Here is a 22,912-nt window from a genome sequence, read left to right on the forward strand (position 1 = left end):
GCGTGGGTTCTTCGGGTACGTTTCATTGCTTTCTTTCTCTGCTTTCTGCCGCCTATCGGCTGCAAGGTTAAGCAAGAATATCACTTAAAACACTGTCCAGTTTTCCGGGTCCACCTCTGTGCTCTAGCGGGTGGCTCGGAAATTGCACCTGCTAGATATCAGTTTGCTATCCAAGCCAACAATCTAGGAAGTGCTGAAAAAGGTGCGGTATGCGTATTTGAAACGTTGGATAAAGTCTCGCCAGATGAACAACAGAACATCGCTATCTATGAAGAGGTTACTGGATCACAAAAAGACATGACTGTACAAGAGTATACCCATAGTACATTTCAGCAAATACACTCAAGATTGGAGAACGCACAGTCTAAAGTGTCATTGCTTGCACCCGATATTGATAAGCTAAAATTAGCTTTACAAAGGGATAAAGATAATAAGCCTCCTTCTTCGGATGATGAGACAGCAGCTCAAGAATTCATAGATAAAAAAATTAACGAAGAAATCGAAAGACAAAAAGGGAGTAATAATTTTATGGCCAAGGTCACATCATGGAAACAAACTGCAAAGATCAAGGTAGCAGGTGCAACCTATACTCAAGATGAGGTGAATCAGAAGAACAAAGATGGAGATATAGCTTTGCAAAATATCAAAGCTAAATTTGATGTTTGCATTCAATCAGTGGCAAATGCTATTTGAGTAAGTGATTCCAAAACAATTGTTCAAATTAAAAAATCGACTTTATTAAAAAAGCAGCAAAATTGATCGTAATTGATCTTAGCGAGAGAGGAAAGATCAGTAAGACTTAATCATTGCAGTAACCTTCTTGCCAGGAAATTAGAGGATGATATTCACACCCGATCAAGCGAAGAATTTAGAAGTTTTACAAAAGGAACTTCAAAGTATTTCGACTAAAGTATTTGAGGAGTTGGTCGCAGGCTTGATTTCAGAAATATTGCAGATCGGAGTGTCTGTAGCAAAATCTGGATTTCAACATGGTGCTGACGCGGGTACAGCAGGTCGTCAAGGGAGGAACCTCCGTATCGAGTGTAAGAGATATCAGGATAAAACCTCGTTAAAAGATAGGGAGTTACTTGGAGAAATTGATCATGCATTAAAACGGGATGCTTCACTTGAAGCATGGATTCTTGCTTCCACCCGAGATGTTCCAGAGCAGCTTGAAAACGATCTTTTCGAAAAAGCATTAGATGTTGGTCTTCCAATCATCATAATTGATTGGAAGAGCGATTATTTTAATGCAATGGCAGCTCTGTGTTGCGTCTCTTGGCAGTTAGTTGGAGATAAAGTATCTCCAAAGGCCGCGTCTGCAGTACAGTCAATATCTGATCTTGCTGGTGAGGCTATATACAAGCTAAAAAAAGATTTTGAGAGTTGGTACATTGGTTATCCAACTTTGTTAAATCTTTCTCGGAAGAAACTGATTGAAGTTTGGAGTGACGAGAGAGAGAGTCTGTCGCTTTGACCTGCCCCCAAAAACCATACCATTTTTAAGTTAGCAAAGTCCGTTAAAAATCATTTTGCATGCCTTAATTTCTGGGCGTAAATTGCTGGCGGAATCCTGCCACAACTACTGTGAGGTCGAACTTCATTGTAGTCCTGTCGCCACAGCGCAATTGTCTTTCTCGCTTGTGCGAGTGTCTCAAACCATTGCTCGTTTAAACACTCATCACGGAATTTACCATTGAACGATTCAATGTAGGCATTCTGCGTGGGTTTACCTGGCTGAATCAATAAATGCTCAATCCCATGGGTATGCATCCAAGCCATGAATGCCCGACTGGTGAATTCCGGTCCACCATCTGTTCTAATCGCTTTGGGAAATCCTCTGAACCTGGCCGCCTGTTCCAATACTCTGGTCACGTACAGTCCGCCAATGCCGTGGTCTACTGCAATATCAACACACTCATGTGTCTTGTCATCTGCAATTGTTAGACATTTAAGCTTTCTGCCATTGGCCAGACTGTCCATGACAAAGTCAATACTCCATACCTGATTAGGGGCATCAGGCACCAGCAATTCAGCACGTTCAGTGACAGGACGCTTTGCTTTCTTACGGCGCTTAACGCCGAGTTTTTGCTCTGTATACAAGCGATAAATACGCTTGTGATTGACTGTAACGCCTTGGAATCGCAGTAGGTCGTGAATACGTCGATAACCAAAGCGGCGACGCTGATGAGCAATTACCTTGATACGCTCACGTAACTCAGCTGTTTGATGCGAATCCTGTGGCGTGTCACGCCAGCTGGATCTGGATAACCCCACTAAACGACAAGCACGCCGTTCTGACAGCATCTGAGCATCCAGAATGCGCTGTATGCCATCACGTTTCGCTTGTGGGGCTAGCGCTTTACCCCAAAGGCAACCTTCAGTGCTGCCATATCCAAATGCGCTTCTGCCAGCAATTTCTTAAGCTCCGAGTTCTCTCGCTCAAGTGCTCTGAGCCGTTGCGCCTCAGTCGCCTCCATGCCGCCAAACTTGGCACGCCACTTATAGAACGTAGCATCACTGAAGCCACCTCGACGACAAATGTCAGTCACTGGTGCGCCAGCTTCTGCTTCCTTCAAAAAACCAATAATTTGCTCTTCGGTAAATCTGCTCTTCTTCATTACATCCACTCCATTGAGTGGACTTTACTAACTTTTAATTGGTAGGGCAAACGGGGAGCAGGTCAAAAGATATCTATGAGCTAACATCTGAATCTGAATTTCAACAAACAAAGCTCTTAAATTGGAAACTGAACAACAGTGCTTTCAAAAATACGATAAAGAAACGGGAAGAAAAATTAGACAGAACCTACCTTGGATTTGATTTGCCAGATGGTTTAGGTTACTGGTTGCACTAATCATGGACTCTATGTTTTTCTGGTTCCCACAGGTAGTCAGTATTGTTAATTAAAATGGCAATAATGGCGATTTCAAGCTTTTTATTTACATTTTTTAATATATGTATAGATAAATATATGAATATTTTAACTATTTCAATGGTTAAAGTTTATTGCATGTAGTTTATGGTGAATATAACCATTTTAGACTCACAATATTACTAATTGTAAATATAGATTGAATAAGGCCCTGTTTTTACAGGGCCTTTTTATTGATAAGTGTTGCTGTTATCGCGTAATCGGTTTGTAACGTATACGTTTAGGCTTGGCCGCCTCTTCTCCAAGACGTTTTTTCTTGTCGGCTTCGTATTCTTGGTAGTTACCATTGAAGAAGGTCCACTGTGAATCGCCCTCGGCCGCCAGAATATGCGTCGCAATTCTGTCCAGGAACCAGCGGTCATGCGAGGTTACCAGCACGCAACCAGAAAACTCTAGCAGAGCATCTTCCAGCGCACGCAGGGTTTCCACATCCAGGTCGTTAGAAGGTTCATCCAGCAGCAACACATTCGCCCCGGAAATCAATGTTTTGGCCAAGTGCAGGCGACCACGCTCACCTCCCGACAACTGGCCAACGACTTTCTGCTGGTCGCCACCCTTGAAGTTAAAACGGCCGATATAGGCACGGCTCGGCATCTCGAATTTACCGACAGAGAGGATATCCAGACCACCAGAAATCACTTCGAATACGGTTTTATCGTTATCCAAACCATCACGGGTTTGATCAACTGCGGCAAGCTTGACCGTGAGACCCATCACAATCTCGCCACTATCAGGCTGCTCTTTGCCCTGTAGCATTCGGAACAGGGTAGATTTACCCGCACCGTTGGGACCGATCACGCCAACAATCGCACCCGGCGGCACACTGAATGTCAGGTTATCAATCAGCAGGCGGTCACCAAACCCTTTGGACACGCCGTTAAATTCTATGACCTGATTGCCCAGACGTTCGCCTGGCGGGATAAAGATTTCCTGGGTTTCGTTGCGACGCTGGTATTCGAGGCTGGACATTTCTTCGTAGCGGGCCAAACGGGCCTTGCTCTTGCTCTGACGGGCTTTGGCGCCCTGGCGTACCCATTCCAGCTCCTGCTTCATGGCTTTGCGGTGAGCGTCTTCCTGTTTTTGCTCCTGGGCCAGACGGTCTTCTTTCTGCTCCAGCCAGCTGGAATAGTTGCCTTTCCATGGAATGCCCTCGCCACGGTCCAGCTCTAAAATCCACTCGGCGGCATTGTCAAGGAAGTAGCGGTCATGGGTGACCGCAACGACTGTACCGGGGAATCGCACCAGGAACTGTTCCAGCCACTCTACAGACTCTGCATCCAAATGGTTGGTCGGCTCATCGAGCAACAACATGTCAGGTTTGGACAATAACAATTTACACAGCGCAACACGGCGCTTTTCACCGCCCGACAGCGGACCAATTTTGGCCTCCCACGGCGGTAAGCGCAGCGCATCCGCGGCAATTTCCAGCTGCTGCTCGGTATCACTGCCGCTGGTGGTGAGGATGTTTTCGTATTTGGCCTGTTCTTCGGCCAGCTTATCAAAATCAGCATCCGGCTCAGCATAGGCAGCATAGATTTCTTCCAGCTTTTGCTTGGCCTCCATCACGGCACCGAGGGCGCTTTCCACTTCTTCACGCACGGTTTTATCGGCATCCAGTTGTGGTTCCTGTGGCAGGTAACCAATCGTCATATTAGGTTGCCATTGCACTTCGCCTTCGTATTCTTTGTCAGCACCGGCCATAATGCGCAACACTGTTGACTTGCCTGAACCATTTAGCCCGAGCAGACCAATTTTTGCACCAGGGAAAAAGGACAGGGAAATATTTTTGATAATTTGCCGTTTGGGTGGCACGATTTTGCTCACGCGGAGCATGGACATGACATATTGCGCCATAAGATTCTCAATCACCTAACATACAAAAAATGTATTTTAACCCATATCCGGATTGTCGACTTGAGCACACTGATGGCATCCGCGTAACTTGCCATGCAACCTTTAAAATGAAAGACAGAGATCTTATCTCCAGGCTCGGGGACTATTGGACAGCAATAAAAAAGGGCCCTCAGGCCCTTTTTTATCTAAAGCAGTTTAAGCTGCTTTTTGCTCAATCAAGGTGGGGTTTACCTGGATGCCGATTTCTATTTTGCGTGGTTTCAGGGCTTCAGGTAGTTCCCTGACCAACGCAATAGTGAGCAGGCCATGTTCAAGCTGTGCACCAGTCACTTTGACGTGGTCGGCCAGCTGAAACTTGTGCTCAAAATCACGGGTGGCTATGCCACGATGCAGGAAGGTGGCTTCCTGTTCTTTTTTTGCTTTGCGGCCTGTGACACGCAAGGTTTGCTGTTCGCTCTCGATTTCCAGCTCAGCCTCGTTAAAACCGGCGACCGCCATGATAATTTTGTAAGCGTTTTCATCCACCAGTTCGATGTTATAGGGTGGGTAGCTTAATTCGTTTTCGTTTCTTTGCACATCATTCAGCATTTTGGCTAAACGATCAAAGCCAATGGCAGTGCGATACAGTGGAGTTAAATCATAATGACGCATAGGTTTATCCTTTCAAAAATAAGCGATGAACTTTTACAGACCTCGAGTTGCAAGCATCTGTAGTTTTAATATTTGATCATCGTTTTATTTTTTCAAGTCCCTACAAGCCTAACGTTTCTGTCCAGGCCAAAGCGTCAATATGGCACTGGTTTATCTGGTTAGGGTTAAGTTGTAATAACTCGGCAAGTTTTACTATTTCTACGCTATTGTTATCCTCACAGGCTTCAGTTAACTGCAAGAAAGGGCCAAATACACCTGTACGATATAGCAACGCGTCTGCAATCGGTTCGGGTAATTGCAGCTTTTCCAGCGCCTGCTCCATTGGCATTTTCAAGATCACATCAAGCAATGAAAATACGCCCACTACAAACAAATTGTCTTTATCCTTTTTTTCAAAAAGTGCCTCGCCCAGCAACTCGGTCAAACGGCCACGAATAATCGATGTTTTCATCAATGCAGACGAGGTCGAATTATCGCCAGCCGTCACCATGAGTAATGTCAACCATCGATAAAGCTGGTTACGTCCCAGTATGGTCAATGCATGCCCAATCGATTGCACTTCGCAGGACAAACCAAAGCCGACGGAATTGATATATCTGAGTAACTTGTAGCTGAGTGTCGTATCACGCTTGAACCCGTTTTCAATCACACGGTTTTCAGCATCCTGGCTGACCAGATTGAGTAAGCTCAGCACCCCCTCAAAACTTGGGTTGATCACTTTAACGCTGATATTTTCTGGCTTTGCATAAAAATTACCCTGGAAATACCTGTAACCAGCTTCTTGCAATTCGGCAAATTGATTTCTGGACTCAATGCCTTCAGCAATAAGCGGACGCTGGATGGCCTGGTATTTTTTTAACCAAGCACTGGCTTGCGCATTGTTAACGTCGCGCATATCAATTTTAATAAAATCTGCGACTGCTATCAGTGGCGCAAGGTGTTCATATTGCTGTGGATTGTCGAGCGCAATTTTGAATTTGGCTGCTTTAAGCATTTCACAACGGGCAATAATATCTGGTGTCACCTTTGTTTGACGCATAATTTGCAGCACCGTTTTATCCGCAGGCATTAGCTCAATAAACGCCATATTGAGCATGACATGATCGACATGAATAAATGCAATCTGTTGACCAAGCACCCATTGCTCCTGTATGCCATCCAAGGTTGCGGACAATATTTTGGCACAAGACTCTACGTCTTCTTCCGACAGGTTTCTACTGTCATCCGTTTGGCTGCTGAAGAAAAACTCATAGCCAACTATCTGCTGCTTGGCATTGACTACAGGCCGCCGGCTAATAATGCTGTGTTGTGACATAGCTGTGATCCAAAGATTTTTTACCGGTTATCAGTGTAATTGCGTAGCGCAGAGTTCTTAACGAAAATAAACCCCCGTTTTACCGGGGGTTTATCACAATTGACTATTATTCTACTGTCACGCTTTTAGCCAGATTTCTGGGTTTATCAACATCAGTCCCTTTAAGCAGGGCCGCATGATAAGCCAGCAACTGCACCGGAATCACATGCAGGATGGGCGAAAGCACGCCAACGTGGCGTGGTGTACGAATCACATGTACCCCTTCAGAGGCATTAAAATGACTATCCGCATCTGCAAATACAAAGAGCTGACCACCGCGCGCTTTGACTTCCTGCATGTTGGATTTTACTTTTTCCAGCAGGACATCATTGGGTGCAATCACAACCACCGGCATATTGCTGTCGACCAGTGCGAGTGGTCCATGCTTGAGTTCACCGGCCGGATAGGCTTCAGCATGGATGTAAGAAATCTCTTTTAATTTAAGTGCACCCTCCATCGCGATCGGGAAATGCACCCCGCGACCAAGAAACAAGGCATGTTCCTTGTCGCCAAACTGTTTAGCCCATTCTCGAATTTGTGGTTCAAGGTTCAAGGCAATTTGTACGCTGCCGGTCACTTGTCGCAAGTCGCTCAAATAAGCCAGCTCTTGGGCAGGGGACAGTAAACCGCGTTCTTTTGCCAACGTCACTGCCAACACAAAGAGCGCAATTAATTGCGTCGTAAATGCCTTTGTACTGGCAACGCCAATCTCGGCACCTGCACGGGTATAAAACACCAGGGATGAGGCACGTGGAATAGCACTTTCCTGCACGTTACAAATGGCGAGGCTATGCGTGTGACCCAGCTTCTGTGCATGCTTGAGTGCTTCCATGGTGTCCAGGGTTTCACCGGATTGTGAAATGGTCACGATCAGCTGTTTTGGATTCGGTACGGACTCACGATAACGATATTCACTGGCAATTTCCACCGAGGTGGGTATTCTGGCAATACTCTCCAGCCAGTATTTTGCGGTCAAGCCTGCGTAATAACTGGTGCCTGCAGCCAGTATCAATACGCTGTCTATCTGACTGAAAATATCTGCGGCCTCAACACCGAACAGTTCTGTTCTGAATGCGCCATCATCAATCAGTGCTTCAATCGTATCGCTGATTGCACGCGGTTGCTCGTGAATTTCTTTCTGCATAAAGTGGTTATAAGGGCCCAATTCAAGGGAAGCCAGTGAGACATCACTCAGGTGCTCTTTACGCTCGACTACTTGCAGTGTTTTATCATAAATGACGACGCCGGCCGAAGTTAAACTCGCCACATCGCCATCTTCCAGATAAATCACTCTACGGGTGGCTGACAATACAGCCGAAACATCTGAAGCGACAAAGTTTTCGCCATCACCCAGTCCTATCAGTAAAGGACATCCCAGTCTGGCTACCACCATTTGTGTCGGGTTTTCCAATGCGATCACGCTAATGGCATAAGCACCTGTCAATTCGCTGATGGTTAATTTAACCGCTTGCAACAAATCCCGTGTTTGCTGATAGTAGTAATGCACAAGATGCGCAATCACTTCAGTGTCAGTTTGTGAGTGAAACGCATAGCCGAGTGCTGTCAGACGATCGCGTTGCTCATCGTGATTCTCGATAATGCCGTTATGCACGACTGCAATTTGCGGGTTGTCTTGTGTGGGCGATACATGCGGATGTGCATTCTGCTCGGTGACTCCACCATGCGTCGCCCAGCGTGTATGTCCAATACCAATGAAGCTCGACAAACCTTGCGCTTTGCGCTCCAGTTCGGCAACGCGGCCGACCGCACGTACACGTTCAATCTGTTGGTTGAGCACGGCGATTCCGGCGGAATCATAACCACGGTACTCCAGCCTGCTCAGGCCTTCTATCAGGATAGGGACAATATTTCTTTGCGCAATTGCGCCTACAATGCCACACATGATTTATCTATTTCTTCACTTTCTGCGGACGTTTCCATCCCTGAATAGAACGTTGTTCTCTGGCGCGGCACAAGGTAAGGCTGCCTGCCGGGACATCTTTGGTAATTGTGGATCCTGCGGCAATGGTTGCACCCTTACCAACAGTCACGGGAGCCACTAGCTGCGTATCCGAACCGACAAACACAGCGTCTTCAATAACAGTCAGGTGCTTGTTGGCGCCATCATAATTACAGGTAATCGTACCAGCACCAATATTCACATCGGCGCCGACGGTCGCATCCCCGATATAACTGAGGTGATTTATCTTGCTGCCGATGCCGAGTGATGCATTTTTGATTTCGACAAAGTTACCCACGTGCGTTTCAGCTGCCAATTGACTACCAGGGCGCAAACGCGCGAATGGGCCGACTTTACTGCTAGCACCTATTGAAGCCTGATCAATGTGGGTAAATGGCGCAATTTTGCTATGTTTGGCAATGTGTGCCTCTTTGATCACACAGTTGGCGCCAATCTCCACCCCATCTTCCAGTGTCACCTGACCTTCAAATACACAATTGACGTCAATCACAACATCGCGACCGCATTGCAATTCACCACGAACATCTATGCGTTGTGCATCCAGCACGGTGACGCCTTGCATACACAGCTGTTCGGCGAATCTGGTCTGAAACACGCGTTCAATCTGCATAAGATCCAATTTTGAGTTGATGCCGGTGACCGACCACTCGTCGCTCACAACATGCGCATACACTGGGCTGTTCTCTTTTACTGACAGGGCAATGATATCAGTGAGGTAATACTCTTGCTGCGCATTATGATTATTCAGTTGGGCTAACCAGCGCTGTAAACCGGTATTTGGCATGGCCATGATGCCGGTATTCACTTCCTGAATAGCGCGCTGCGTATTATCTGCATCTTTATGCTCAACAATCGCAATCACTTCGTTCGCTGCATTACGCACAATGCGTCCATAGCCAGCAGGGTTTGGTTTGATAAACGTTTGTACCACAAGATGCTGTGCTGCTGCCTCAAGCATTTCTCTGCACGCCTCTACATCCACAAGCGGCACATCTCCAAGTAAAATCAGGGTTTTGGCTTGTATATCCAGCAAGGGGAGGGCTTGTTGTACCGCATGGCCGGTACCAAGCTGATCGGCTTGCAACACCCACTGCAAGTCGTCACCGGGCGTATTCTGCTTTACCTGTTCGCCGCCAAAACCGTAAACGATGATGATTTTTTGTGGTTGCAGCTTTCTTGCGGTGGCAATGACATGATGCAAAATAGGCTTGCCCCCTACTGCATGCAATACCTTGGGTAAATCAGAACGCATACGCGTACCTTTACCTGCTGCCAGAATTACAATATTGAGTGGTGTCATGTGCTTATTTTATCTCAACGCAATAAAAAAGGCGGCTTTTAGGCCGCCTGATTTTTAAATCACTACTGAACTCACACTGACAGTCTAGTGTATTGTTTTACGTAATTTCTGAATTGCCTGAATCTGTGCTACAGCCTCTGCCAGTTCCGCCTGTGCAGCAGCATAGTCAATGTCAGCTGATCTATTTTTCAAGGCTTCTTCCGCGGCTTCTTTAGCAGCGATTGCTTTCGCCTCATCCAGATCCTGACCACGAATGGCAGTATCAGCGAGCACTGTAATCATGCCAGGCTGTACTTCCAGCATGCCACCGGAAATAAAGATCAAGGTCTCTTCCTGCTCTGAAGACTGCTTGATGCGTAAAGCCCCTGGTTTGATGGTCGTAATCATCGGGGCGTGATTTGGATATATACCCACTTCACCGCCGCCTGCTGGTGCAACCACAAACTCGGCTTCACCTGAGAAGATGGATTCTTCTGCACTCACTACATCAATATGCACGGTATTTGCCATAATGTTCTCTTTTCAAATCACTGTTAATTTGTTCTTTTCTTCAAACGAGACAAATATCATGGATATCTGCCTCGCCCTGCTCAGAAAATTAGTTCAGTGTTTTTGCTTTTTCGATTGCTTCCTCGATACCACCTACCATGTAGAAGGCTTGTTCTGGCAGGTGATCATACTCACCAGCCACAATAGCTTTAAAGCCTTTGATGGTTTCTTTCAGTGAAACGTATTTGCCTGGTGCGCCAGTAAATACTTCAGCCACGTGGAAAGGCTGTGACAGGAAACGTTGGATTTTACGTGCGCGGCCTACAGCCAGCTTGTCTTCTGGTGACAGTTCGTCCATGCCCAGGATCGCGATAATGTCACGCAGCTCTTTATAGCGTTGCAATGTTTGCTGTACTGAACGTGCCACAGAGTAATGCTCTTCACCAACTACCAATGGGTCCAGCTGACGTGAGGTTGAATCCAGTGGATCCACCGCTGGGTAGATACCCAGTGATGCGATGTCCCGTGACAATACAACGGTGGAGTCCAAATGCTGGAAGGTCGTTGCTGGTGATGGGTCTGTCAAGTCATCGGCTGGCACATATACGGCCTGGATAGAAGTAATAGAGCCCACTTTGGTAGAAGTAATACGCTCTTGCAGGCGACCCATTTCATCAGCCAGGGTAGGTTGGTAACCCACCGCTGATGGCATACGGCCCAGCAAGGCAGACACTTCAGTCCCGGCCAGTGTGTAACGATAAATGTTATCAACAAAGAACAACACATCACGGCCTTCATCACGGAATTTTTCCGCCATGGTCAAGCCTGACAACGCTACGCGCAAACGGTTGCCTGGAGGTTCGTTCATCTGACCGAACACCATGGCTACTTTTGATTCTTTCATGTTATCCAGTTTGATCACGCCAGCTTCTGCCATTTCGTGATAGAAGTCGTTACCTTCACGGGTACGCTCACCCACGCCGGCAAATACAGACAAACCAGAGTGCTGTTTAGCAATGTTGTTAATCAGTTCCAGCATGTTCACGGTTTTACCCACACCCGCGCCGCCGAACAGACCCACCTTACCACCTTTGGCAAATGGACAAACCAGGTCAATCACTTTGATGCCTGTTTCCAGCAGGTCCACAGAAGGAGACAGCTCTTCAAAGGCTGGTGCTTTCTGGTGAATGGTACGGAATTCTTTTGAATCAATCGGACCCACATCATCAATTGGGCGACCCAATACGTCCATAATACGACCCAATGTACCTTCACCTACAGGTACTGAAATCGCAGAGCCCGTATTTTTAAACGCGGTGCCGCGTGCCAAGCCGTCAGAAGAGCCCATGGCAATGGTACGTACAATGCCGTCACCCAATTGCTGTTGCACTTCTAGTGTCAAACCGGCTTCCGCGTTGGAATCCTTGTCGTCAATAATCAATGCATCAAATACTTTAGGCATTTGATTGCGTGGAAACTCCACGTCAACCACAGCGCCAATACACTGCACTACTTTACCTGTTACTGCTTGATTTGCCTTTGCCATTTTCTTTCCTAACTTTATAGAGTCAGATTCAATTAAATTCTTTTACTTGCAGATGCACGAAGCATCTTCACTTAGGACGATACCGCCGCTGCACCACCAACGATTTCTGAAATCTCTTTGGTAATCGCAGCCTGACGCGCCTTGTTGTAAACCAGTTTCAATTCACCAATCACACTCTTCGCGTTGTCTGATGCAGACTTCATCGCCACCATACGTGCAGATTGTTCTGAAGCCATATTTTCCGCCACAGCGTTGTAAATCAGTGACTCAATATAGCGTGTCATCAATTCATCCACGACAGGCTTTGCCTCGGGCTCATAGATATAATCCCAATGACCGGTCGGGCTACCGAGCTGCTCGCCAGACAATGGCAGTAATTGCTGCATAGTAGGCTCTTGCTTCATGGTGTTAATGAACTTGGTATAGCAGATGTAAAGCTGATCAATTTCACCGGCAATATAAGCGTCCAGCATCACTTTGATGCTCCCGATCAGTTTTTCCAGATGTGGTGTATCACCCAATCCTGTGATGTGTGATTTTACCTGTGCGCCAATCCGGTTCATAAAGCCGTAGCCTTTGTTACCGATGGCACTCACGCTGATGCCTTTGCCCTCAGCTTCCCAAGTTTTCATCTGATTCAAGGACAAACGCAGTACGTTAGTGTTCAAACCACCGCACAGACCTTTGTCCGAACTGACCACAATCAAACCCACATTTTTCACTACATCACGCTTGATTAAAAACGGATGACGATACTCGGATTGTGCAAAGGAGAGATGCGCAGCCACATTACGGATTTTGTCCGCATAAGGACGTGAGGCGCGCATTCTGTCCTGCGCCTTACGCATTTTCGAAGCCGCCACCATTTCCATCGCTTTGGTGATCTTGCGTGTATTTTCTACACTTTTGATCTTGGTTCTAATCTCTTTACTACCTGCCATATTAGGTTCCTAAGTCGAAGTGTCAGAGATTAATAAGCGTTGGTTGCTTTGAAATCTTGAATCGCCGCTTCGAGCGCTTTTTCGTTGTCGCCGCTCAAATCCTTGCTGGACTCAATCGCATCCATGATGTTCTTGTACTTGGAGTTCAGGAAACCATGCAATGCATTTTCAAATGCCAATACTTTATTGGTTGGCACGTCGTCAAAGAAGCCTTTGTTTGCTGCAAACAAGCTTACACCCATATTTGAAACGCTTAATGGTGCATATTGTGCCTGCTTCATTAACTCGGTAAACATGCGACCACGGTCCAGCTGTTTACGGGTTGCCTCATCCAGATCAGAAGCAAACTGCGCAAACGCAGCCAGTTCACGATACTGTGCGAGTGCCAGACGCACACCGCCGCCCAGTTTTTTGATGATTTTTGTTTGTGCAGCACCACCCACGCGTGACACTGAAATACCGGCGTTAATCGCTGGACGTACGCCTGCGTTAAACAAGTCTGTTTCCAGGAATATCTGACCATCAGTAATCGAAATCACGTTGGTAGGAACGAATGCAGATACGTCACCCGCTTGAGTTTCAATTACAGGTAACGCAGTCAATGAACCTGTTTTACCTTTGACTTTGCCTTTAGTGAATTTTTCTACGTACTCTTCGTTCACACGTGCTGCGCGCTCCAGTAAACGTGAGTGGATGTAGAACACGTCACCCGGGTAAGCTTCTCGGCCTGGTGGGCGGCGTAGCAACAGGGATATCTGACGGTAAGCCACCGCTTGCTTGGACAAGTCATCGTAAACGATCAGTGCATCTTCACCTCGGTCACGGAAGTACTCACCCATGGTACAACCTGCATAAGGCGCCAGGAATTGCAATGCTGCAGAATCAGATGCTGAAGCAGCCACGATAATGGTGTAAGCCATCGCACCGTGCTCTTCCAGTTTGCGTACCACGTTGGCAATCGTAGAGGCTTTTTGACCAATCGCAACGTAGATACAGGTCATGTTCTGACCCTTCTGGTTGATGATTGCGTCGACTGCAACAGCCGTTTTACCTGTCTGACGGTCACCAATGATCAACTCACGCTGACCACGACCCACTGGCACCATGGAGTCAATAGATTTCAAGCCAGTTTGTACTGGTTGTGACACTGATTTACGTGCAATCACACCTGGTGCAATTTTTTCAATCTTGTCCGTCAGCTTGGTTTTAACCGGGCCCTTGCCATCAATTGGCTGACCCAAGGCATTCACGACGCGACCAATCAGTTCTGGACCTACTGGCACTTCCAGAATACGGCCGGTACATTTACATACGTCACCTTCGGTGATGTGCTCGTAATCACCAAGCACCACTGCACCCACGGAGTCACGCTCCAGGTTCAGTGCCAAACCAAAGGTGTTGCCTGGAAACTCAATCATCTCGCCAGCCATGACATTAGACAGACCGTGAATACGCACAATGCCGTCTGTCACCGAAATCACGGTACCCTGGGTACGTGCTTCAGCGGTAGTAGAGAAGTTTTCCAAACGGCTTTTGATAAGCTCGCTAATCTCTGATGTAGATAACTGCATTTAATTCTCCTATGCCTTATGCTGTGAGCGTATAGGCTAAATTTTGTAACTGACCTTGGACAGACGCGTCGATGACGGTGTCGCCAACAATAATTTTGATGCCGCCGATAATTTCAGGATCTACCGAAACCGTTGCTTCAATTTTCTTGCCGAACTTGGCTTCCAGACGTTTTACCAAATCTTTGGTTTGTGTTGCCGTAATTTTTGCAGCAGCAATGATTTGAGCGTCCAAGGTGCCTTCATCTTGTGCTTTCAAAGCCTCAAACGCTTCAGCAATAGCAGGCAATAAGGATAAACGACCGTATTCAACCAAAATTTTGATTAAATTTTGCCCTTGTTCGTTGAGCTTTTCGCCACAGACCTTAAGAAATGCAGATTCAATATCTGCTGCATTCAGTTTGGGGTCATCAATCAAATTTTTCATTTGGTCATTAGCAGCCACCGCAGCCGCCAATGCCAACATTTCAGACCATGTTGCCAATGCCTTTTTTTCCTTGCCTAACTTGTAGGCAGCGACAGCATAAGGCCTTGCAATGGTTGAGAGTTCAGCCATGTTTTATCCTTTATCCCTCTTACCTTAAAGTTCCGCAGCGAGTTTGGACAACATATCGCTATGCGCTTTGGCGTCGATCTCTTTACGCAGGATTTTTTCTGCGCCAGCCACGGCCAGTGCAGATACTTGTGTACGCAGGCCTTCCTTGGCACGGTTCACTTCCTGATCAATCTCGGCTTTGGCACCTGCAATAATGCGATCACCTTCAACCTTGGCATTGCCCTTGGCTTCATCGATAATTTGCGCGGCGCGCTTTTCAGCTTGCCCAATGATCTCGCTTGCTTTCTGCTTGGCCTCGTTCAAAGTTGCTTCAGATTTTTTCGCAGCCACTTCCAAGGCACTTCTGCCTTCCTGCGCTGCAGCCAAACCATCAGCAATTTCTTTTTGGCGTGTTTCTATCGCTTTTAACAGCGGTGGCCAAACAAATTTCACTGTGAACCAGATCAACACTGCAAATGCGATTGCTTGCGCGACGAGTGTGAAATTAATATTCATTTTTGATCCATCATACTGGTTGGTTGAAAGGTTTAAGTCAGCACTTAAACCCTACCGGGCGTGATTACCGTTTAATTACTGGGCAACAACGCTCAACAATGGGTTTGCAAATGCAAACATCATTGCCAAACCAACACCGATAATGAAGGACGCGTCAATCAGACCCAACAGCAGGAATACTTTACCTTGCAAAGCTGGAATCATTTCAGGTTGACGTGCAGCGCCTTCCAGGAAACTGGCACACATAATACCAATACCGATACAAGCGCCAGCGGCACCCAAACCGATAATCAAACCGATACCAATACCTGTGTAGGCTTGAATCAATGCTAATGCTTCCATTTATTACCCTCTCTTATAAAGATTTAAAAACAACTACAAACTACGCTAATTTAGTGTGATTCATGCGCCATGGCCAGATAGACCACAGTCAGCATCATGAAAATAAAGGCTTGCAAGGCAACAATCAAAATGTGGAAGATAGACCAACCAGCACCTAGAATTGCACCAAATATGGTACCAGCCAAACCTGTAGCTGCCCACATGCCTAATAACAAGAAAATAATCTCACCCGCATACATGTTGCCGAACAGTCGCAAGGAATGGGACAGTGGCTTGGAAACATACTCAATGAGGTTGAACAAGAAGTTGGCTGGCCATACCAGTGGATTAGAACCAAACGGCGAACAGAACAGTTCATGAATCCAGCCACCGAGGCCTTTTGCCTTGATTGAGAAGAAAATCATCAAAAACCAGACAGCGAGTGCAAGTGCAAAAGTCGTGTTGATGTCAGAAGTTGGGACTGCGCGCCAATGCTCGAAACCCAGGCCGTGCATCAATTTGGCAAATATATCGACAGGCAGGAAGTCCATGGCATTCATCGCAAGCACCCACAAGAACACCGTCAATGCTGTTGGTGCGATAAAACTGTGACGATCGCCGTGGAAAATATTTTTAACCTGATCATCCACAAAACCAAACACCAGCTCCACAAACGCCTGACGTTTCGTCGGCACACCTGCAGTCGCGCCACGTGCCACCCACCAGATTAGTCCCATCACAACTAAACCCAAAATAACGGACATTGCCAGCGTATCCACATGTAGCGTCCAAAAACTGGCATCGCCTACGGATTGCGCATTAAAACCCAGATGATGTTGAATATAGCTGGAAGGGGTCAGTGCGTGTTCAGCTTGTTGTGTGTGTTCAGTTGTCATAATCTCAAACTATTTTTTAAATTAACTTGTCTACACTTCGGTTTGTGCTTTTGCCAATGCTGCACCTGAAAACAACGCAGCAGCAGCAAGTCCTGCAATCAGTGCAAAAGGCACCAGAGAATGGTAAAACTTGAAAATCACAAACAAGATGATCGCGATTAACAAAATTTTTACAGCTTCTGCTTTTAATAAATTCAGCAGTGCGGCGGTTGCTTGCATGTTTGACTGACCTTTTTCTGCAATTTTTGCGGCAGTCCATGCGCCTGCAATCACAGAAGTGCCACCCAACAATGCTGAAATGCTCGCTGAACTTCCTGCAAGAATACCTGCTAACAGCGCCACACCCAAGGTGGCCAGCACTTGCCAACGCAACATATTACGGTACATTTGCCTGGCTGACTGCTGGTTTTCCAATGTGCTCATGGGGGTTGACTACAAAAATTCAAGGCAAAATGCTACAAAGACGCGAGATTTTGAATTATTCATCGCGTGAAGTCAAGCGTAAGCGTAAGCATAACTGTCTGAATGTGCTGGAAAAATCCAGCACTCCTGCAGAAATACGCTATTTAACGCATCATTTTCACTTGCCAGCCTTCAGTTTTGCAATCCAATCATCCAACTGGTCCAAATTCGCGTAGCTCAATTTAAGCACACCCGAGCCATTAGTTTTTGTACTGATGACCACATCCGCGCCCAACTCTTCGCTCAGTTGTGTCTGTAATGCGGCAACATCCGGCTGCACTTTTTCTTTATTTTTTGGCTTGCTCCCGGGAGACTGTTGCATGAGTCGCTCAACCTCACGCACAGACAATCCTTCATGGGCAACTTTATTAGCCAGCATGATTTGTTGTGCCGGCTCAACCCCGATCAATGCACGCGCATGCCCCATATCAATCTGGTTATCCAGCAACATGTCCTGCACCATGGGTGTCAGCGTCAACAAACGCAACAGGTTTGAAACAGCGACCCGGGAACGGCCCACAGCCTCCGCCGCTTTTTCATGCGTCATGCTGAATTCATCAATCAGGCGTTTGATGCCCATTGCCTCTTCCAAGGGGTTTAAATTTTCCCGCTGGATGTTTTCAATCAGGGCCATGGCCAAGGCGGCCTCATCGGCAATATCACGCACCAATACTGGCACTTCTGCCAACCCTGCTTTTTGTGCGGCGCGCCAACGGCGTTCACCGGCAATAATTTCAAACTGGTTGGCTGTTAATTCACGCACCAATATTGGTTGCATAATGCCTTGCGAGCGAATTGAATCTGCCAGCGTTTGTAACGCCTCTTCATTCATGTATGACCGGGGTTGATATTTACCCGGACACAATTGGCTGACATTTAATGTTCGCAATGTATCTGATTGCGCAATCTCCCCCGTGTCGCCAGACAGCAATGCATCCAACCCACGCCCCAGTCCCTTAGGCTTTACCATACTGCTGATTCCTTGTTAATTAATTGAGTCACAACATTAATTTTTCTGAATAATTTCCTGCGCCAGCTCCAAATAGGCTTGCGCGCCCTTGGATGAACGGTCATACAGCAACACTGGCATGCCATAACTGGGCGCTTCCGCCAGGCGCACATTGCGCGGAATGATGGTGTCGTAGACTTTTTTTCCAAAATGGCTGACCAATTGTGCGGATACCTGCTGCGCCAGCATATTTCGATTATCAAACATGGTACGTAGTAAGCCCTCAATTTCAAGTACCGGATTCAAGTGCGCACGTACTTTTTTGATGGTATTGACCAGATCAGACAACCCCTCAAGCGCATAGTATTCACATTGCATCGGAATCATGACCGAATGCGCTGCGGTCAAGGCATTGACCGTGACCAGATTCAAAGAGGGCGGGCAATCGAGCAACACATAATCGTAGAGCTCAGCGCCCAGCTTCAAAATCGCGTTCTTCAACCGGGTTTCACGTGCCATTTCATTCACCAGCTCAACCTCCGCACCTGCCAAGTCACGGTTGGAGGGTGCCACATCAAATTTGGAGGCTTCCGCACGGATGATGACTTCCTGCAATGTGTTGTTACCAATCAGCACCTGATAAATACTGCCTTTGAGATGCGCTTTATCAATGCCGCTACCAGTACTGGCATTGCCTTGCGGATCGAGATCAACCAGCAACACTTTCTTGCCATGTTCGGCGAGACTGGCAGCCAAATTGACAGTGGTTGTGGTTTTACCTACGCCCCCTTTTTGATTGGTGATCGCGATTATTTTCATTGTACATTCTCAAACACGATTAAATGCCTTTCCGCATCCAGCTGCGGCACTTGCAAGCGAATCACTTGCGCCGGGATGACGCCAGCCTGACTCAGTTCTTCTGTGGGTAACACGCCCTTCATTGCCAGCCAGCGACCATGCACTGCCAGCAAATGCAGGGTAAGTTTCCTGAATAAGGCAATCTCGGAAAACGCACGCGAAATGATTTGTGTAAAAGGAGAGGGGGTCTGATAAGACTCTACCCGACCATGCACCACTTGCAAATTATCCAAGCCCAGTTCAGCTTTTACCTGACGCATAAAAATTGCTTTTTTCTGTACGGTATCAATCGTTGTCACTTGCACATCTGGACGCGTAATAGCAACAATAATGCCGGGTAAACCACCGCCACTGCCTACGTCCAGCAAATTACCCGCCTGAATATGCGGCACAACACTCAGACTGTCTAGTACATGCAATCTCAACATTTCCTGCGGATCCCGCACTGCCGTCAGGTTGTATACCTTGTTCCACTTTTGCAGCAAATCCATATAAGCCAGGCATTGCTGCTGCATGTGCGCATTGACAACAGTTTTTAAACCCAACGCATCGACGCCTTGGGAGAGTTGTAACTCTAGCGCTTTCATGCGGCAATATGCCCGGACTGACTTTGTTTTTTCTGTTGTCGGCGAAGGTAAACCAGCAACAATGAAATGGTAGCAGGCGTAATGCCCTGAATGCGACCAGCTTGACCAATGGTTTCCGGTTGATGCGAGATTAGCTTTTGTCTGGCCTCGTTACTCAAACCATGGACATCATTGTAATCAATCGCATCACCCAGCTTAATCTTCTCGCTCCCTTTTTGGCGGGCGATCTCTTCTTTTTGCCTGTCGATATACCCCTGGTATTTGGCAGCGATTTCCACTTGTTCCAATACGTCTTCCGCAAGCGCCTCTGGAGCGGGCATCAATGTCAGTAGCGCGTGATAACTCACTTCAGGTCGGCGTAACAATTCGAACAGCGAATACTCATGCTCAAGCGTTTTACCGAAAGCCGCTAATTGCTGCGCCTCGGTAACCCCCTCAACCCCACTGCCTTTATGTTGGCTTTGTGCAGGCTGCAAGAAAGTGCGCTTCAGACGGGCTTGCTCCCGCTCAATCGCTTCCTGTTTTTTACAGAACGCCTCCCAACGCACATCATCCACCAGACCGAGCTTGCGACCCTCTTCAGTTAATCGCATGTCTGCGTTGTCCTCACGCAATTGCAAGCGATATTCAGCGCGACTGGTAAACATACGATATGGCTCTGTCACCCCGGTGGTAATCAGATCATCGACCATCACCCCCAAATACGCCTGCTCACGGGAAGGACACCACCCGTCTTTACCTTGTGCGTAAAGCGCTGCATTTGCCCCTGCGAGCAAACCCTGTGCAGCCGCCTCCTCATAACCTGTGGTGCCATTGATCTGCCCGGCAAAAAACAACCCTTGCACAGCCTTGCTTTCCAGAGTCGATTTCAATCCACGTGGATCATAGTAGTCATATTCTATCGCGTATCCGGGGCGCAGGATGTGTGCCTGCTCGAGACCACGGATGGAGCGTACCAGCGCCAGTTGAATATCAAACGGCAAACTGGTCGAAATGCCGTTAGGGTAAATTTCATGCGTGGTTAAGCCTTCAGGCTCCAGAAATACCTGATGGGATTCCTTATCAGCAAATCGATGAATTTTGTCCTCTACCGAAGGGCAATATCTTGGACCAACCCCCTCAATCACACCCGTATACATCGGAGAGCGATCCAGGCCACTGCGGATAATGTCGTGCGTTTGCTGATTGGTATGGGTAATCCAGCACGGTAATTGCTGCGGGTGCTGTGACGCATGCCCTAAAAACGAGAATACCGGCACCGGCGTATCGCCAGGCTGCTCGGTCATGAGACTGAAATTAATACTACGCCCATCAATGCGCGGAGGGGTGCCGGTTTTTAAGCGACCAGCAGGCAGACCGATTTCACGTAGCCTTGCGGCCAGCGAAATGGCCGGGGGATCACCAGCGCGTCCTGCACTGTAGTTTTGCAAACCCACATGCACCAAACCACCCAAAAACGTTCCCGCAGTCAGCACAATCGATTCGGCATAAAAGCGCAACCCTATTTGCGTCACCACACCCGTCGCACGCACATCCTCCAGAATGATGTCATCTACCGCCTGTTGAAATAACCATAGATTGGGTTGATTTTCCAGACGCTGGCGTATCGCAGCCTTGTACAAAATACGGTCTGCTTGTGCACGCGTGGCGCGCACGGCCGGTCCTTTGCTAGAGTTAAGGGTACGGAACTGAATACCGCCCTCATCGGTTGCGGCCGCCATTGCACCACCCAGTGCATCCACCTCTTTGACCAAATGGCCTTTCCCGATACCACCGATAGAGGGATTGCATGACATTTGTCCCAATGTTTCGATATTATGACTTAGCAGCAGCGTTTTTTGCCCCATACGGGCAGATGCAAGCGCAGCTTCGGTACCGGCGTGCCCACCACCGACCACAATTACATCAAATTTATCAGGAAAGTTCATAATGACAGTATTGAACTGTTTGATTTCAAAAGAAATGTGATTTTAGCGTAAACTAGCGAAATGGTCATTCTATTCACAGCTTTGTTACAACATATCCGTGGTTGAATACAAATTGATAACGGTTTAATACAAATCAATTACAAGCGCGCCATACTTGCTTAACATAGGTTTTTTATCATAGACTTAACAACAACAAAGGAGTCCTTACCATGAAAATTAAAACAATCATTGCAACATTCGGGGTATTATTTTCTGCACACGCGTTGGCTGATGTCACCAATGCTGAAAAACTTGTCTACAAATATACCAATATCGCACATTCAGTAAATGCCACCTACCAAGCGCCATCCATTACTGATGGCAAAATTTTCTTCAACCGTAAATTCAAAACACCCAGTGGTAAAGAAGCTGCTTGCGCATCCTGTCACACCAACAACCCGGCCAATGCTGGTAAAAATATTGTGACAGGTAAAGAAATTCCACCATTGGCGCCGCGCGTTAATCCAAAACGCTTTACCGATCTGGACAAAGTGGAAGAAGAGTTCACCAAACACTGCAATGACATTTTGGGTGCAGATTGCGAGCCATCCGAAAAAGCTAACTTCATTGCCTATTTACTGACCGAAACAAAACCATCCAAATAACTGATGCTGCGATACGTTTGGGATCCGTTCATCAGGGTATTTCACTGGTCACTGGTGGGGGCCTTTGGGTATGCGTTTTATACCCATAACTCCCTCTGGGAACAGCTGCATCACGCTTATGCCGGCTACGTTGCAGGCTCATTGATTGTTGCACGCATTATCTGGGGCTTGCTTGCTACGGGGTATGCCAACTTTCACAGCTTTCCACCCAACCCGGTTTGGGCATTCAAATATTTTTTCAAAGTACTCAAAGGCACAGCCCGACATTACATTGGCCACAATCCGATAGGCTCCATGGCGATTTATGCCATGTTAGGCCTTGGGATTGTCACCGTGGGATCAGGCTGTATTGTATTTAATAATGGCTGGGGCTTGATTGATGACCAGGTGAGCAGGGTCATACACCATTACGCAACATGGACCTGGTTGGGCGTAGTTGTGGTGCATGTACTCGGCGTACTTTTCGATAGCTTTATTCATCATGACAATCTGATATGGGCCATGATTACCGGTTGCAAACGCGTATGCAGCATAGACGAACGCTTCGACCAAGGAAACACACCTTTCCCGCGTAAAAAAACCCGCTAGTGCGGGTTT

The 22,912-nt window shown here is 47.2% G+C and carries 23 protein-coding genes; 4 read left to right on the forward strand and 19 right to left on the reverse strand.

Going from position 1 to position 22,912, the window contains the following annotated elements; all coding sequences use genetic code 11:
• A partial coding sequence (locus Q9291_RS00005) for a hypothetical protein (protein ID WP_306387864.1) occupies positions 1-693 on the forward strand: 693 nt, incomplete at its 5' end.
• Positions 694-838: 145 nt separating this feature from the next.
• A complete protein-coding gene (locus Q9291_RS00010) occupies positions 839-1,477 on the forward strand; it encodes a hypothetical protein (RefSeq protein WP_306387866.1) in 639 nt (212 codons plus the stop codon).
• 50 nt (positions 1,478-1,527) lie between these two features.
• Here the strand turns inward: Q9291_RS00010 and Q9291_RS00015 are convergent.
• From Q9291_RS00015 to mnmG, 19 genes are all read right to left on the reverse strand, one after another.
• A protein-coding gene (locus tag Q9291_RS00015; RefSeq protein ID WP_370530710.1) for an IS3 family transposase occupies positions 1,528-2,621 on the reverse strand; the annotation gives its coding sequence in 2 pieces (ribosomal slippage) (positions 1,528-2,366 and positions 2,366-2,621; 1,095 coding nt in all).
• A 503-nt stretch (positions 2,622-3,124) separates the two neighbouring features.
• Entirely contained in the window at positions 3,125-4,789 is a 1,665-nt protein-coding gene (ettA, locus tag Q9291_RS00020) for an energy-dependent translational throttle protein EttA (RefSeq protein WP_306387871.1), read from the reverse strand.
• A gap of 195 nt (positions 4,790-4,984) precedes the next feature.
• Complete coding sequence (locus tag Q9291_RS00025; RefSeq protein ID WP_306387873.1) at positions 4,985-5,440, reverse strand: Hsp20 family protein; 456 nt, start codon at positions 5,438-5,440, stop codon at positions 4,985-4,987.
• 100 nt (positions 5,441-5,540) lie between these two features.
• Complete coding sequence (locus Q9291_RS00030; protein WP_306387875.1) at positions 5,541-6,755, reverse strand: EAL and HDOD domain-containing protein; 1,215 nt, start codon at positions 6,753-6,755, stop codon at positions 5,541-5,543.
• A gap of 106 nt (positions 6,756-6,861) precedes the next feature.
• Positions 6,862-8,697: a glutamine--fructose-6-phosphate transaminase (isomerizing) gene (gene glmS / locus Q9291_RS00035; protein ID WP_306387877.1), complete on the reverse strand. Its 1,836-nt coding sequence runs from the start codon at positions 8,695-8,697 to the stop codon at positions 6,862-6,864.
• 7 nt (positions 8,698-8,704) lie between these two features.
• The gene (gene glmU / locus Q9291_RS00040; protein ID WP_306387880.1) at positions 8,705-10,075 is read right to left on the reverse strand and encodes a bifunctional UDP-N-acetylglucosamine diphosphorylase/glucosamine-1-phosphate N-acetyltransferase GlmU; all 1,371 of its coding nucleotides are present in this window, start codon (positions 10,073-10,075) and stop codon (positions 8,705-8,707) included.
• Positions 10,076-10,159: 84 nt separating this feature from the next.
• Complete coding sequence (locus Q9291_RS00045; RefSeq protein WP_306387882.1) at positions 10,160-10,585, reverse strand: F0F1 ATP synthase subunit epsilon; 426 nt, start codon at positions 10,583-10,585, stop codon at positions 10,160-10,162.
• 88 nt (positions 10,586-10,673) lie between these two features.
• A complete protein-coding gene (gene atpD, locus Q9291_RS00050; RefSeq protein WP_306387884.1) occupies positions 10,674-12,110 on the reverse strand; it encodes a F0F1 ATP synthase subunit beta in 1,437 nt (478 codons plus the stop codon).
• A 71-nt stretch (positions 12,111-12,181) separates the two neighbouring features.
• Positions 12,182-13,051, reverse strand: a complete 870-nt coding sequence (gene atpG, locus Q9291_RS00055; protein ID WP_306387888.1) for a F0F1 ATP synthase subunit gamma — start codon at positions 13,049-13,051, stop codon at positions 12,182-12,184.
• A 29-nt stretch (positions 13,052-13,080) separates the two neighbouring features.
• A complete protein-coding gene (atpA, locus tag Q9291_RS00060) occupies positions 13,081-14,622 on the reverse strand; it encodes a F0F1 ATP synthase subunit alpha (RefSeq protein ID WP_306387889.1) in 1,542 nt (513 codons plus the stop codon).
• Positions 14,623-14,638: 16 nt separating this feature from the next.
• Complete coding sequence (locus Q9291_RS00065) at positions 14,639-15,175, reverse strand: F0F1 ATP synthase subunit delta (protein ID WP_306387891.1); 537 nt, start codon at positions 15,173-15,175, stop codon at positions 14,639-14,641.
• Between the two features lie 24 nt (positions 15,176-15,199).
• A complete protein-coding gene (locus Q9291_RS00070; RefSeq protein WP_306387893.1) occupies positions 15,200-15,670 on the reverse strand; it encodes a F0F1 ATP synthase subunit B in 471 nt (156 codons plus the stop codon).
• A gap of 75 nt (positions 15,671-15,745) precedes the next feature.
• Positions 15,746-16,012, reverse strand: coding sequence for a F0F1 ATP synthase subunit C (atpE, locus tag Q9291_RS00075; protein ID WP_055830697.1), 267 nt, complete (start codon positions 16,010-16,012; stop codon positions 15,746-15,748).
• 50 nt (positions 16,013-16,062) lie between these two features.
• Entirely contained in the window at positions 16,063-16,887 is an 825-nt protein-coding gene (gene atpB / locus Q9291_RS00080) for a F0F1 ATP synthase subunit A (protein WP_306387897.1), read from the reverse strand.
• 30 nt (positions 16,888-16,917) lie between these two features.
• On the reverse strand, positions 16,918-17,310 hold the full coding sequence (locus Q9291_RS00085; protein ID WP_306387898.1) for an ATP synthase subunit I: 393 nt from the start codon (positions 17,308-17,310) through the stop codon (positions 16,918-16,920).
• Positions 17,311-17,467: 157 nt separating this feature from the next.
• Positions 17,468-18,319 carry a ParB/RepB/Spo0J family partition protein gene (locus Q9291_RS00090; RefSeq protein ID WP_306387899.1) on the reverse strand — a complete coding sequence of 284 codons (852 nt, stop codon included), beginning with the start codon at positions 18,317-18,319 and terminating at the stop codon, positions 17,468-17,470.
• 36 nt (positions 18,320-18,355) lie between these two features.
• The gene (locus tag Q9291_RS00095; protein WP_306387900.1) at positions 18,356-19,117 is read right to left on the reverse strand and encodes a ParA family protein; all 762 of its coding nucleotides are present in this window, start codon (positions 19,115-19,117) and stop codon (positions 18,356-18,358) included.
• Entirely contained in the window at positions 19,114-19,743 is a 630-nt protein-coding gene (gene rsmG / locus Q9291_RS00100; RefSeq protein WP_306387901.1) for a 16S rRNA (guanine(527)-N(7))-methyltransferase RsmG, read from the reverse strand. The genes Q9291_RS00095 and rsmG overlap by 4 nt, the downstream gene beginning before the upstream one ends.
• Positions 19,740-21,671, reverse strand: coding sequence for a tRNA uridine-5-carboxymethylaminomethyl(34) synthesis enzyme MnmG (gene mnmG, locus Q9291_RS00105; protein WP_306387902.1), 1,932 nt, complete (start codon positions 21,669-21,671; stop codon positions 19,740-19,742). The genes rsmG and mnmG overlap by 4 nt, the downstream gene beginning before the upstream one ends.
• 209 nt (positions 21,672-21,880) lie before the next feature.
• Between mnmG and cycA the strand changes: the two genes are divergently transcribed.
• Together cycA and Q9291_RS00115 are read left to right on the forward strand one after the other, a co-directional pair.
• Positions 21,881-22,315, forward strand: a complete 435-nt coding sequence (cycA, locus tag Q9291_RS00110) for a cytochrome c'' (protein WP_306387903.1) — start codon at positions 21,881-21,883, stop codon at positions 22,313-22,315.
• 3 nt (positions 22,316-22,318) lie between these two features.
• A complete protein-coding gene (locus Q9291_RS00115) occupies positions 22,319-22,903 on the forward strand; it encodes a cytochrome b/b6 domain-containing protein (protein WP_306387905.1) in 585 nt (194 codons plus the stop codon).
• The last annotated feature ends 9 nt before the right edge of the window (positions 22,904-22,912 follow it).

The organism is Methylophilus aquaticus (assembly GCF_030769565.1).
GTDB lineage: Bacteria > Pseudomonadota > Gammaproteobacteria > Burkholderiales > Methylophilaceae > Methylophilus > Methylophilus aquaticus.

Excerpts from the sequence above, each read along its gene's own strand:
- Q9291_RS00010 (WP_306387866.1), top strand. The coding sequence starts at position 839 with ATGATATTCACACCCGATCAAGCGAAGAATTTAGAAGTTTTACAAAAG.
- ettA (WP_306387871.1), bottom strand. The coding sequence starts at position 4,789 with ATGGCGCAATATGTCATGTCCATGCTCCGCGTGAGCAAAATCGTGCCA.
- Q9291_RS00025 (WP_306387873.1), bottom strand. The coding sequence starts at position 5,440 with ATGCGTCATTATGATTTAACTCCACTGTATCGCACTGCCATTGGCTTT.
- Q9291_RS00030 (WP_306387875.1), bottom strand. The coding sequence starts at position 6,755 with ATGTCACAACACAGCATTATTAGCCGGCGGCCTGTAGTCAATGCCAAG.
- glmS (WP_306387877.1), bottom strand. The coding sequence starts at position 8,697 with ATGTGTGGCATTGTAGGCGCAATTGCGCAAAGAAATATTGTCCCTATC.
- glmU (WP_306387880.1), bottom strand. The coding sequence starts at position 10,075 with ATGACACCACTCAATATTGTAATTCTGGCAGCAGGTAAAGGTACGCGT.
- Q9291_RS00045 (WP_306387882.1), bottom strand. The coding sequence starts at position 10,585 with ATGGCAAATACCGTGCATATTGATGTAGTGAGTGCAGAAGAATCCATC.
- atpD (WP_306387884.1), bottom strand. The coding sequence starts at position 12,110 with ATGGCAAAGGCAAATCAAGCAGTAACAGGTAAAGTAGTGCAGTGTATT.
- atpG (WP_306387888.1), bottom strand. The coding sequence starts at position 13,051 with ATGGCAGGTAGTAAAGAGATTAGAACCAAGATCAAAAGTGTAGAAAAT.
- atpA (WP_306387889.1), bottom strand. The coding sequence starts at position 14,622 with ATGCAGTTATCTACATCAGAGATTAGCGAGCTTATCAAAAGCCGTTTG.
- Q9291_RS00065 (WP_306387891.1), bottom strand. The coding sequence starts at position 15,175 with ATGGCTGAACTCTCAACCATTGCAAGGCCTTATGCTGTCGCTGCCTAC.
- Q9291_RS00070 (WP_306387893.1), bottom strand. The coding sequence starts at position 15,670 with ATGAATATTAATTTCACACTCGTCGCGCAAGCAATCGCATTTGCAGTG.
- atpE (WP_055830697.1), bottom strand. The coding sequence starts at position 16,012 with ATGGAAGCATTAGCATTGATTCAAGCCTACACAGGTATTGGTATCGGT.
- atpB (WP_306387897.1), bottom strand. The coding sequence starts at position 16,887 with ATGACAACTGAACACACACAACAAGCTGAACACGCACTGACCCCTTCC.
- Q9291_RS00085 (WP_306387898.1), bottom strand. The coding sequence starts at position 17,310 with ATGAGCACATTGGAAAACCAGCAGTCAGCCAGGCAAATGTACCGTAAT.
- Q9291_RS00090 (WP_306387899.1), bottom strand. The coding sequence starts at position 18,319 with ATGGTAAAGCCTAAGGGACTGGGGCGTGGGTTGGATGCATTGCTGTCT.
- Q9291_RS00095 (WP_306387900.1), bottom strand. The coding sequence starts at position 19,117 with ATGAAAATAATCGCGATCACCAATCAAAAAGGGGGCGTAGGTAAAACC.
- rsmG (WP_306387901.1), bottom strand. The coding sequence starts at position 19,743 with ATGAAAGCGCTAGAGTTACAACTCTCCCAAGGCGTCGATGCGTTGGGT.
- mnmG (WP_306387902.1), bottom strand. The coding sequence starts at position 21,671 with ATGAACTTTCCTGATAAATTTGATGTAATTGTGGTCGGTGGTGGGCAC.
- cycA (WP_306387903.1), top strand. The coding sequence starts at position 21,881 with ATGAAAATTAAAACAATCATTGCAACATTCGGGGTATTATTTTCTGCA.
- Q9291_RS00115 (WP_306387905.1), top strand. The coding sequence starts at position 22,319 with ATGCTGCGATACGTTTGGGATCCGTTCATCAGGGTATTTCACTGGTCA.